The following is an 11,290-nucleotide window of genomic DNA, read 5'->3' as shown; positions in this document are numbered from 1 at the left end:
AACGTACAACGGCGCGGCTGAGCACTGAACGTGCCCATCTCTGCCATCTGTCGTGCTCACTTCGCTACGCACAACAAATGACAGGAACACACACCAAGTTCTTTTCCAGAAAACCCTTCGGGTTTTTCTGAAAAACAACTGACTGGTGCTCAGCCGTGCCGTTAGACAACATATATAAAAGGCTTACTGAATGAATAATAATCTTGACAAATACAAAAAAGATTTGGAAAAACTTATTGCCAAAGGTAATAAACTTCATATGGCTATGCAATATGAGTGCTATTCAGATGATAGTGACGAAGCTGCAAAAACAGACGAGAAAATAGCAAAAATAATCAAATCACTTCCAAAAGTCAATGACGAATACCAAGCTTGGTATTCAGAAGCGAAAGTTTTAATAAAACAACTACTTCCAGATAGATTAAATGATTTCACTCGTCATTATGAAAAACCAAAACCACGAAAAGATATTGACTTTGAAAACTATAGAATAGAAGATTATCTTCAAGGTCTACATGTTACGCGTGGTGGAAGTCACATAGTTGTAGACAAAAGTGCTGCAATTCCTCATTTCAAACAACAACAAGCAATTTTAAATGCTGTTTCATTACGCTTTGAAAGTACGCTTTTTGATATTAAACAATTAGTACAAGCTGATCTATTTGATTCAGAGCTTGAAACCGCTAGAGAATTAATAAAACATGGCTTTCTTCGTGGAGCCGGTGCTATCTCTGGTGTTGTTCTCGAAAAACATCTTGCACAAGTTGCAGTTAATCATAATGTTAAAACTCGTAAAAAAAATCCTACTATTAATGATTTCAATGAATTACTAAAAAATGAAGGTATTTTAGATGTTCCACCTTGGAGACAAATACAAAGGCTTGGTGACATCCGTAATCTTTGTGACCATAATAAAGAAAGAGAACCAACTAAAGAAGAAGTTGAAGAACTTGTTGATGGAGTAGAAAAATTCACAAAAACACTATTTTAGATAGTCTAACAAAACCTTGGAGAGAAATAGTTTACCCTGCGGGCAAAACTATTTCTCAACTCAAACGTTATGATAAGGAATTCATATGAAAAAGTTATCAATACTTGTAATTCTATTACTTTTAAATGGAGTACTAATGTCTAATGAAAATAAAAATAATGAATATATTCCGAATGATTACTTAGTTGATTTTATATTGCAGTCTATTCTAGAAAGTGTCCCTCATCCTTGGATAACAGCAAAAATGATAGTTACTATAGGAAAGAATGAAAAAAACAGAAATGTTATTGATACTAAATATACATTTAAACGATTAGAGAATAGTGATTTTATTCCATTTCAAGTAAAAAATAAATTTGGACCTATGAATGCAGCAAATAAGTTAAAACAACAAATGAGTGAAGAAGGAAAAAATTGGTCAACTGCAATTATCATAATTCATTCAACAGGGAACTATAAAGTTGACTACAAATGAAATTTATAAATCATAACAACACATTGGAGAGGAATATTTGACACTATGGGTACAACTCTCAATTCAAACGTTAAACATACAAAAGGATAAATTTGCCAGAATCAGATGATGATAGACAAAAAAGATTGTTAAAAGAGCTAGAAGGAAAAAATATTGCTCACTATTCTGTTTTGTTAGGAGCATGGATACAAACCAAAATGGAAAGAGACAAAACACTTGTAACTCTATCCTCTGCGGCTATTGGTTTGTTAATTACTGTATTAACAACCGTAGGTGTACAATCTATCTATGAAATAGTTTTATTTATCATTTCAATTGTCGCATTTATTATAACTATTTGGAGTGCATTAGTAATATATCAATTAAACTCAAAGCATCTTGAAGATGCTTTAAGAGGTTCTTCAGAAAGTGATCCAAACCTTGAAAAGTATGATAAACTTTCCATACGTGCTTTTATATCTGGGACAGTTTTTGCACTATTAGTTGGAACTGTATCAGCTTATAACAAAATAACATTAAAGGAAGAAAAAATGGGAAATCAAGAGCAAAATAAAAGTAAAACAGTCATGATAAATGATAGTATAAATGGTATCGCAGGATTAAGTCCTCAAAATATAGAAACAAAAAGTATTAATGGTGTTACAAACTTAAATCCTGAAACAATCCAACAGCCAAAAGCTGAAATTTCTCAACCTCAAGAGCAGAATGTAACAAGTAATGATACTAACTCTTCAAATGGCAAATAAACAAAAAGTTTAACAAAACATAGCACACCAATAAGATACCCTAGCGGGTACTTATTGGTGTATTCAAACGTTATACAAATAAAGGATTTAAATAATGGATAATTCAAACCAAAGACTAAATGATGTGTTCTTCTATGGATTATATATGGATGAAGAAATACTAAAAGCTAAAAATGTAGAACCTAGAAATAGAAGAATTGCTTTTGCAAATGATTATCAACTCAGAATTGGAAATATGGCAACACTCTTGAGAAAAAAAGATTCACAAGCCTATGGATTAGTATATTCATTAACACATGATGAAGTTAATGTTTTATATCAAAAATCAGGATTAACTGATTATATTTCAGAATCAATATTAGTTGAATTAGAAGATGGATCAAAAATTGCAACTTTATCTTGTATTTTATTAAATCCACCAGCAAGTGACGAAAGTAATCTTGAATATTTTAAAAAATTAAAACTATGTATGGAAAGTTATGATTTACCTGTACCAACTACAGTATAACAAAACATTGGAGAGAAATAAATTACCTTGTGGCTAATTTATTTCTCATTTTAACATTATGTTTATTTGGAGAAAATTTTGAAAATATCGATTTTTTATTACTCTGGTGCAGGAAATACAAAATTTGTTGCAAAAAAGATAACCAACTCATTTAAGAAAACACATAATGTCGTGAGTACAAAAATCAAAAGTAACCTTTTAGAAAGCACCGTAGATGATGACTTTGATGTGCTTGGCATTGGTTTTCCGATATATTTTAGAAATGCACCTGAATTAGTCGGTGAATTTTTAAAAACACTTGATGGCAAAAGTAGAAAAGTTTTCTTTTTTTGCACAAAAGGACTTTACTCCGGAAATGCTATAAAAAAGATAATGGAGTTATCAATAAAACAAAACTTTATACCTAGTAGATACATAGAGTTTTATATGCCAGGAACCGATGCGTTACTGTTGTTAGCAAAGAAAGGTTCTTTGCTAGAAAAATTTTTCAAATCAATTTACAGTCGTAATATAGAAGTTAAAATAGAGAAATTCACAAGCAATATTGTCAATAGTAATACAAATATACCAAATAAAAAATGGTACACCTTCTTGGACAACTTAATAGTAAAAAACTTTGAAAAAAAGTGGACAGATCAAAATAAAAAACTCATCCCCCAATTCTATTCAAAAAAAGATATATGTATCGGATGTATGAAGTGTGTCAAAGATTGCCCTAGAAATAACATTTTCTATGATCAACATATTCAATTTGGCTTAAATTGTGATACCTGCTTTTATTGTATACATAACTGCCCTGTTGAGGCAATCCAAATTGGAGATATCACAGAAAATACAGTAAGATATAATAAAGTAACAATTACAACATAACAAATCAGTGGAGCTAATAAATTACCCTGCGGGCAATTTATTAGCTCATTTTAAACGTTATGTTTCACTACACTTAATGAAAAGGCAAATTATGGCACAAACAAGTAAGAACATATTTACCAATCTGATGTCTATGGATGAAGCGACATGGGAGCGGCATGCTAGTCCTCTAAGTGTTTGGACGAGAGTGATCACAGGCCTTCCTGTAATACTTCTTTCGGCATGGAGTATAAAGTCTATCGGTTGGTGGAGCTTAATTCTGATAGCTATTTCATTTTTTTGGATTTGGCTGAACCCTAGATTATTTTCCCCACCAAAAAATACTAACAATTGGGCTTCAAAAGTAACCTTTGGGGAAAGAGTGTGGTTAAATCGTTCAGAACATCCGATCCCTGATCACCACAAGAAATGGGCAAACTTTCTTTCCATTGTTGCAGGTGTTGGTTTTCTAATAGCTATCATTGGCGCTTTTTTTCATATTTCTCTTCTTGCAATTTCAGGTGGACTTATTTCTTGGTTTGGTAAAATGTGGTTTTGTGATCGGATGGTATGGCTTTATGAAGATATGAGAATCACTAATAAGCAATATGATAGTTGGTTGAAAAACAAATAAACATAACCAATCGTAGCAGTGGACAGCAAGGGGCTAACACCCCTTGTTCCCTCCCTACGGTCGGCTGTTCCTGAAGACGAGCGTTCTATTATGCAAGGAGAAAGTTTTAAGAGGATTCAAGAATTAAACAGACAATCTGATTCAATAACAATAATCAATATTGGGTATGCAGGAAAAAATGTAACTTCTCAGTATATTACAGGAGCTCCTGAACATGAAACATCAAACTTAATTCTTTCTTTCTTAAATAATCCATAGGTTGTGACCATTGGTGCTGGCTTAATTCTAGCAGCCTTGGGCACATGGTTATGATTAAATTAAATGCTAACAAATCAGTAGAGCCAATAAATTACCCTACGGGCAAGCAAAAGGAGTATGTACCATTGAAATTAAATAAATTTAAATATATTTCTTCTTTATTGGCATTTGTAATATGGTCTATATGGACATATTTTGTTAACTTACAAAGTGATCATGTATTGATTTCTTCAATGACACAAGGTCTATATAGTGCTGTAGTGACACTTTTTATGATTTCTCTAATCCAATATTTTTATAATCTTTTACCTAAAAATGGAATTTATTTCGTATTACCTAGTATATTTACAGTTACTATTACAACAATTTTGATTGTTTTTATTCATTTATTAATTAATACCTATGATGTCTTTTATACTGTTTTACCAACTATATTTGTTGCATTTTTATTTTCACTTTACACGACAAAACAACTTACTAAAAAGGAACAAAATGTCTAATACCCAATCACGAAGACCTTTAAAGGTTAGAAGTACTACCTGGTCAAAAAACATAGCAACTTATTTGAGTAAAAAGAACATCACACCGAATCAGATTTCGATAGCAAGTATCTTTTTTTCAATACTATCTGCCCTATGTATTTTATTTATACCTGATGCCACATCTTTTGATATATGGTTATACTCAATTTTATCTGCGATATTCATACAAATGAGACTTTTATGTAATTTATTTGATGGAATGGTAGCTATTGAGGGTGGGAAAAATACCAACTCAGGTGAACTCTACAATGATATTCCAGATAGAGTATCTGACAGTATTTTATTTATTGCATTGGGTTATGCTATTTCACATATTGACTTAGGGTATTTAGCTGCACTGTTCGCAATAATGACAGCTTATGTTAGAGTTTTAGGTGCAAGTATGCATGCTGGTTCTATTTTTAAAGGTCCTATGGCAAAACAACACAGAATGGCTATTTTAACTATTGGATTATTATTAACACCTATAGAAATTATCTTTTTTGAACAATTCTATTTACTGTACATTGTATTAGTAATTATTACTATTGGGTCTTTAATTACTGTCCTGAATAGAATTTACACTATTTATCGAACTTTAGAGGATAAAAACAATGTTTAATATTGCACAAAATGCTCAGTATGCGATGTTGTCTATTATTATTTTATTAGTCATATCTACATTGATTTATATTTACAAAAAAAGAGCCAATAAACAAAAGGATTTTACAGAATTAAAATTACGTATACAATCATGGTGGTGGATGATTGCTATTGTTTTTTTCTCACTTAGTATTAGTTTCAAAACTGCTGTGATATTTTTTGCATTTTTATCATTTTTAGCACTTAAGGAATTTCTATCAATTATTTCAATTAGGCATGTTGATAGAAGAGCAGTTTTTTGGGCGTATTTATCAATTCCTTTACAATATTATTGGGTTAGTATTGGATGGTATGGCATGTTCATTATTTTTATACCTGTATATCTTTTTTTATTAATCCCTATAAGACTTGTTTTAATTGGACAAACAGATGGTTTTATTCGATCTTCAAGTTTGATTCATTGGGCAGTAATGCTCACTGTTTTTAGTATTAGTCATATTGCTTATTTGTTAGTATTACCTGTTCAAAACGAGCTTGCTGGAGCTATTGGACCTGTGCTATTTTTACTTTTTATGACTCAGTTTAATGATGTTTCTCAATATGTTTTTGGAAAAATGTTTGGTAAACATAAGATTATTCCAAAAGTAAGTCCAAATAAAACTTGGGAAGGCTTTCTTGGTGGTCTTGTTACCATTACAATTATCTCTGGCTTTCTAGCACCTTTTCTTACTCCTTTGAATACTTTTTATGGCTTTATTGCAGGGTTTATTATTGGAATTAGTGGTTTTTTTGGTGATGTGGTTATTTCAAGTGTTAAAAGAGATATTAAAATAAAAGACACAGGAACATTTATCCCAGGACATGGGGGTATTTTAGATAGATTAGATAGTTTACTATATACCGCTCCTTTGTTTTTTCATTTTTTATATTATGTAAGGTATTAAAGCTATGAAGAAAATTACAAAATTGTTATTTTTTGCTCTTATTATGAAACCTATCATTTTTATTATTCTAGGGTTAAATATTAAAAATAGGGATAAACTTCCCACAAAAGGTGGTGCAGTAATTGCACCCAATCATAATAGCCATTTAGATACTATGGTTATTATGAGTTTATATCCTTTGTCATTAATAGAGAGGATAAGACCTGTTGGTGCCGCTGATTATTTTATGAAAAATAAAATATTAGCGTGCTTCTCAATATATTGCCTTGATCTTATACCTTTGCATAGAGATGGATCTACATCAAAAGAAGAGTTGTTTACAAACTGTCATACTGCTTTAAACAACAAAGATATATTAATACTATTTCCTGAAGGAAGTCGTGGGAAACCAGAGCAGATGAGTCGATTAAAAAAAGGACTTTTTTATATGGTTAAAGATTTGGAAAATGTATCTGTTACACCTATTTATATGGAAGGACTAGGAACCTCATTACCAAGAGGTGAAGCTTTATTTGTACCCTTTGTTTGTAATGTTAGTATTGGTGATCCTATTGTAGTATTTGAAACCTCTAAACAGCTAAATACCGAATTAAATGAATTTTTTACTCATGCAATTACATAACAAACCCTAGCACCGAACAAAGTACCTTGTCAGTGAAGTCAAACGTTATAACAAAAAGGATTCAAATGGACAATTCAAGTCAAAGATTAAATGATGTATTTTTTTATGGATTATATATGGATGAAGAGATACTAAAAAGTAAAAATGTAAATCCAAGAAATAAAAGAGTTGCAGTAGTTCATAATTATGAATTACGAATCGGAAAAATGGCTACATTGCTAAGAAAAATAGATGCTAAAGCATATGGCTTAGTCTATTCTTTAACCCATGATGAAGTAGATATTCTTTATGCAAAATCAGGTTTAACTGATTATGTTGCAGAATCTTTACTAGCAAAAATTGATGATAAATCATCAATTCCAGTATTGTGTTGTAATCTATTGAATCCACCAGCAGAAGATGAAACTAATAATGAATATTATGAAAAACTCAAAAACTGTATGGAAAAATATAAATTACCATTCCAAGGCTCCGTGGTATGAAATAAAAGATGATCTTCCTCAATTTAATAAAAGGCCACCAAAAACACTGGAATCTCAAAGCAAATAGCACAAGACATTTTTTATTATTCGACAGTTAACTGTAAAAACTTATTTTGATATAATATTCGTTAAATAATTATAATTTAAAAGATACTTATGAGAAATGCTACAGAAAAAGATTTAGAAGATATAGTTACCATATATAACTCAACTATAGCAACAAGACAATCAACAGCAGATACAAAAGAAGTGTCTGTTGAATCAAAACTAGAATGGTTTAGAGAACATAATCCTGAAAAAAGACCTTTATTAGTTCATGAAGATAATGATAAAATTGTTGGTTGGGTTAGCTTTCAATCATTCTATGGTCGACCTGCTTATGACAATACTGCTGAAATAAGTATTTATATCTCCCCTGTCTACAGAGGAAAAGGCTTAGGTCGTTTACTCTTAGCGGAGTCTCTTGAATTAACCACATCACTATCCATAAAAAATATAGTTTGCTTTATCTTTTCACATAATCTAGCAAGTATTAAACTTTTCAAATCCTTTGGATTTGAAAACTGGGGCAAACTTCCAAATGTTGCCGAGATGGATGGAAAAGAATATAGTTTGTCTATTATTGGAAAACGTGTTAATTAATAAATTTGGAGGGAATCATCATGATTCTTTAACTGATAAAGAATGTATGGAAGCATTTAAATATGCAGAAGAAACAGATTGTATTATTAGCTAATTAAAAAAAGTACAAATACATAGAAACGACACATGATATATTTTTTTTTAATGCAATCAGTGCTATCATCCATGATTATTTTGTGATTATAACACTACGAAAAATAGGTAAAAATGTTTTTTAGTAAAGCCAGTGAGTTATATTGAAAATCTCACAAGTTGCTTAGTTCAGAAGGAGCACATCTGAAAAGTCGCTCCTAACAAAAGTAAACAGAAGGGATAAAGATGTTTATAGTGTCATTAACTTATATAGGTGACTTAAAAGAGGTAGATAAAATATTATCTGAACATGTAGAATATTTAAAAGACCAATATGAAAAAGGTAATTTTATCGCATCAGGAAGAAAAATACCAAGAACAGGTGGAATCATATTGTCAAAATTGGATAATATAGAAAAACTAGAAGAGGTTTTAAATGAAGACCCATTTAAAATCAATAATCTAGCAAAATATGAAATTCAAGAATTTATACCAAGTATGACAAGTGATGAATTCTCGAATTTAAAGGAAGTATAACAAAGCAATAAATGGTTTATATTATTCAATTTTAAACATTTAAAATGGTATTTTATTTTATCATCTATAGCATTTTCATTCTTTCATGTTTTTCATTCACTATTTCTTTATAACTGATTTTATTAATTTACTTTATAAGAAGATAAAAACTAATTTATGATAATATTAGCTAATATTAAGTTATCTAACATGTAAAGGAATACTATGTCTTCGTTAAGTATTAAAATCAAGGCTTTGATTATTTTTCTAATTTCTATTTTCTTTGTGGCGGGCACCTCATTGATTGTAGTTATTTATAAAACAAATCAGCTAGGGCAAACACAAATCAAAGATGAGAAGCAACTCATTGTAGATATGAGTAAAAATGAACTCAAATCCTATACTATAATGGCAGAAAAAGCCATTAGTGTCTTATATGAAGCTTCTGCTTCAGAAAAAAATATTGCCCAACAAGTTAAAAATGATGCTTTAAAATTTAAAAAAATCTTAGATGACGTCTACTCGGTAAATAAAGATACCCTCTCTCAAGAAGAACTCAAAATGTTGCTTTTTAGTCTTATTAATGGCTATCGATACAATAAAGGTATTGGGTACTTTTATGCTTATGATATGAACGGTGTCAATGTTGCACATCCTATCAAAAAATCACTTGTGGGTAAAAACCTTATTAACTTTCAAGATAAAAAAGGTAATTTTATTATCCAAGACATCATAAAAGCTGTAAAAAATGGCACAGGAACTACAAAGTTCATTTTCCCACACCCAATAACGAAAAAAAATGAACTTAAATTTTCCTATAACTTCTACTATGAGCCCCTAGGTATCATTCTTGGCACGGGTGATTATGCTTCAAATATAAAAAAACATTATCAAGATCAAGCAGTTAAAATTTTAGAAAAACTTCGTTTTACAGATGATAACTCTGGATATTTTTATGGTTTAACACGAGATAACAAAGGCAATTATGTCCATGCTTTTCATGGTGTTGCTCCTTCACGACGAGGTTCAGCTAGTCCACTTACTGCGGTTGACACAAAGGGAAGACTTTTTAAAAAAGAGTTAGTTGAAGGCGCTATGAAAAATCCTAAAGAAGGGGTTTTTGTACCTTACCTAACAGAGCATCCTGTCACGAAAAAAAATGCTGAAAAAATAACCTATGGAAAATACTTTAAAGCGTGGGATTGGACACTTATCTCTGGAATTTACCTTGATAAGATTGAAACACATGTTGAAAAACAGAGTAAAAAAATTAATTCCAATATTGACACAATGATCTTTGGAACAGTTGTAGCAGGCCTCATTGTTGCACTTTTAGCTATTATAGCAATCTATTTTCTCATTACACGTCTTATTGCTAAACCATTGTTCAACCTTCAAGAAGCAGCAAACAACTTAGCATCAGGTGATGGAGACCTTACCAAAATGCTAGAAATTAAAAACGATGATGAGATAGGTAAAGCATCTCAAGAGATTAACAACTTTATAGAGAAAGTACATTCAACTATCATTCTCGCAAAAGACACAAGCGCTGAAAATGCTTCTATTTCTCATGAACTCTCAACAACAACTCTAGAAGTTGGAAAACGTGTAGAAGAGTCTACAGCTATTATCAATGATACAACCATGATGTCAAATAACATCAAAGAAGAGATTGCTACTTCAGTCACAAAAGCTAAAGAGAGCAAAGAAGAAGTCATTAAGGCCAATGAAGAACTTAAAACTGCTCGTGGATTTGTCCAACAGTTAAGTGAACGAGTTCAAAATAGTGCACAAACAGAGATGGAACTTGCTACTAAGATCCAACAACTTAGCAGTGATGCTGATCAGGTCAAAGATGTTCTAACAGTTATCAGCGATATTGCTGATCAAACCAATCTTCTAGCACTCAATGCTGCCATTGAAGCCGCGCGTGCAGGTGAACATGGACGTGGCTTTGCAGTTGTTGCAGATGAAGTTCGTAACTTGGCAGAACGTACCCAAAAAAGTTTGATCGAGATCAATGCGACAATCAATGTTATTGTTCAAGCTATTACAGATAGTAGTGAACAAATGAATGAAAACTCTAAAGAAGTGCAAGAGTTAGCCTTGATTGCAGAAGATGTTGGTGAAAAAATCAATACAACTGTTGATATCATGAATACAGCAACAAAGCTTAATGATAAGACAGTTACAGACTATATTAACACTGGTTCAACGATTGAAGTAATCGCTACTAAAATAGAAGAAATCAATACTATTTCAACACAAAACACTAGAAGTATTGAAGAAATTGCAGGTGCAAGCGAACATCTAAACTCACTCACTGAAAAACTTAACGGTATTCTAAATAAATTTAGAACTTAATAAAAAGCTTCAAAAAAAAGCCTTTTACTCTCCTGCTTTTTAACTAAAGCAGGAGAAAAATCA

15 protein-coding genes are annotated in these 11,290 nt (G+C 31.2%); all 15 read left to right on the top strand.

What is annotated here, in order from left to right:
• The first annotated feature begins 190 nt into the window (after positions 1–190).
• The 15 genes from K354_RS0108660 (at position 191) to K354_RS0108585 (ending at position 11,227) form a co-directional block, all read left to right on the top strand.
• Complete coding sequence (locus tag K354_RS0108660; RefSeq protein ID WP_024955108.1) at positions 191–991, top strand: hypothetical protein; 801 nt, start codon at positions 191–193, stop codon at positions 989–991.
• A gap of 85 nt (positions 992–1,076) precedes the next feature.
• A complete protein-coding gene (locus tag K354_RS0108655; RefSeq protein WP_024955107.1) occupies positions 1,077–1,466 on the top strand; it encodes a hypothetical protein in 390 nt (129 codons plus the stop codon).
• Between the two features lie 92 nt (positions 1,467–1,558).
• The gene (locus K354_RS0108650) at positions 1,559–2,212 is read left to right on the top strand and encodes a hypothetical protein (protein ID WP_024955106.1); all 654 of its coding nucleotides are present in this window, start codon (positions 1,559–1,561) and stop codon (positions 2,210–2,212) included.
• Between the two features lie 94 nt (positions 2,213–2,306).
• Positions 2,307–2,720, top strand: a complete 414-nt coding sequence (locus K354_RS0108645; protein WP_024955105.1) for a gamma-glutamylcyclotransferase family protein — start codon at positions 2,307–2,309, stop codon at positions 2,718–2,720.
• Positions 2,721–2,798: 78 nt separating this feature from the next.
• Complete coding sequence (locus K354_RS0108640; protein ID WP_024955104.1) at positions 2,799–3,590, top strand: EFR1 family ferrodoxin; 792 nt, start codon at positions 2,799–2,801, stop codon at positions 3,588–3,590.
• Positions 3,591–3,681: 91 nt separating this feature from the next.
• The gene (locus tag K354_RS0108635) at positions 3,682–4,203 is read left to right on the top strand and encodes a DUF6653 family protein (protein ID WP_024955103.1); all 522 of its coding nucleotides are present in this window, start codon (positions 3,682–3,684) and stop codon (positions 4,201–4,203) included.
• Between the two features lie 18 nt (positions 4,204–4,221).
• On the top strand, positions 4,222–4,461 hold the full coding sequence (locus tag K354_RS15005) for a hypothetical protein (protein ID WP_156928222.1): 240 nt from the start codon (positions 4,222–4,224) through the stop codon (positions 4,459–4,461).
• A 125-nt stretch (positions 4,462–4,586) separates the two neighbouring features.
• Positions 4,587–4,961, top strand: a complete 375-nt coding sequence (locus tag K354_RS0108625) for a hypothetical protein (protein ID WP_037940556.1) — start codon at positions 4,587–4,589, stop codon at positions 4,959–4,961.
• Positions 4,962–5,172: 211 nt separating this feature from the next.
• Positions 5,173–5,604 carry a CDP-alcohol phosphatidyltransferase family protein gene (locus K354_RS0108620; RefSeq protein ID WP_342665258.1) on the top strand — a complete coding sequence of 144 codons (432 nt, stop codon included), beginning with the start codon at positions 5,173–5,175 and terminating at the stop codon, positions 5,602–5,604.
• Positions 5,597–6,529, top strand: coding sequence for a phosphatidate cytidylyltransferase (locus K354_RS0108615; RefSeq protein WP_024955100.1), 933 nt, complete (start codon positions 5,597–5,599; stop codon positions 6,527–6,529). Before K354_RS0108620 ends, K354_RS0108615 begins: the two co-directional genes overlap by 8 nt.
• Positions 6,530–6,533: 4 nt before the next feature.
• On the top strand, positions 6,534–7,151 hold the full coding sequence (locus K354_RS0108610) for a lysophospholipid acyltransferase family protein (protein ID WP_024955099.1): 618 nt from the start codon (positions 6,534–6,536) through the stop codon (positions 7,149–7,151).
• 65 nt (positions 7,152–7,216) lie between these two features.
• Positions 7,217–7,633 carry a gamma-glutamylcyclotransferase family protein gene (locus K354_RS0108605; RefSeq protein ID WP_024955098.1) on the top strand — a complete coding sequence of 139 codons (417 nt, stop codon included), beginning with the start codon at positions 7,217–7,219 and terminating at the stop codon, positions 7,631–7,633.
• Positions 7,634–7,789: 156 nt separating this feature from the next.
• Positions 7,790–8,275, top strand: coding sequence for a GNAT family N-acetyltransferase (locus K354_RS0108600; RefSeq protein WP_037940533.1), 486 nt, complete (start codon positions 7,790–7,792; stop codon positions 8,273–8,275).
• 318 nt (positions 8,276–8,593) lie between these two features.
• Entirely contained in the window at positions 8,594–8,884 is a 291-nt protein-coding gene (locus K354_RS0108590; protein ID WP_024955096.1) for a YciI family protein, read from the top strand.
• Positions 8,885–9,088: 204 nt separating this feature from the next.
• Positions 9,089–11,227: a methyl-accepting chemotaxis protein gene (locus K354_RS0108585; RefSeq protein WP_024955095.1), complete on the top strand. Its 2,139-nt coding sequence runs from the start codon at positions 9,089–9,091 to the stop codon at positions 11,225–11,227.
• The last annotated feature ends 63 nt before the right edge of the window (positions 11,228–11,290 follow it).

This window comes from Sulfurospirillum arcachonense DSM 9755, from assembly GCF_000597725.1.
Taxonomy (GTDB): domain Bacteria; phylum Campylobacterota; class Campylobacteria; order Campylobacterales; family Sulfurospirillaceae; genus Sulfurospirillum_A; species Sulfurospirillum_A arcachonense.
This window is presented reverse-complemented; position numbering and strand designations above follow the sequence as displayed.

Bases quoted from the DNA above. Each gene is read 5' to 3' on its own strand.
- K354_RS0108660 (WP_024955108.1), top strand. From the start codon at position 191: ATGAATAATAATCTTGACAAATACAAAAAAGATTTGGAAAAACTTATT.
- K354_RS0108655 (WP_024955107.1), top strand. From the start codon at position 1,077: ATGAAAAAGTTATCAATACTTGTAATTCTATTACTTTTAAATGGAGTA.
- K354_RS0108645 (WP_024955105.1), top strand. From the start codon at position 2,307: ATGGATAATTCAAACCAAAGACTAAATGATGTGTTCTTCTATGGATTA.
- K354_RS0108635 (WP_024955103.1), top strand. From the start codon at position 3,682: ATGGCACAAACAAGTAAGAACATATTTACCAATCTGATGTCTATGGAT.
- K354_RS0108620 (WP_342665258.1), top strand. From the start codon at position 5,173: ATGAGACTTTTATGTAATTTATTTGATGGAATGGTAGCTATTGAGGGT.
- K354_RS0108615 (WP_024955100.1), top strand. From the start codon at position 5,597: ATGTTTAATATTGCACAAAATGCTCAGTATGCGATGTTGTCTATTATT.
- K354_RS0108610 (WP_024955099.1), top strand. From the start codon at position 6,534: ATGAAGAAAATTACAAAATTGTTATTTTTTGCTCTTATTATGAAACCT.
- K354_RS0108605 (WP_024955098.1), top strand. From the start codon at position 7,217: ATGGACAATTCAAGTCAAAGATTAAATGATGTATTTTTTTATGGATTA.
- K354_RS0108600 (WP_037940533.1), top strand. From the start codon at position 7,790: ATGAGAAATGCTACAGAAAAAGATTTAGAAGATATAGTTACCATATAT.
- K354_RS0108590 (WP_024955096.1), top strand. From the start codon at position 8,594: ATGTTTATAGTGTCATTAACTTATATAGGTGACTTAAAAGAGGTAGAT.
- K354_RS0108585 (WP_024955095.1), top strand. From the start codon at position 9,089: ATGTCTTCGTTAAGTATTAAAATCAAGGCTTTGATTATTTTTCTAATT.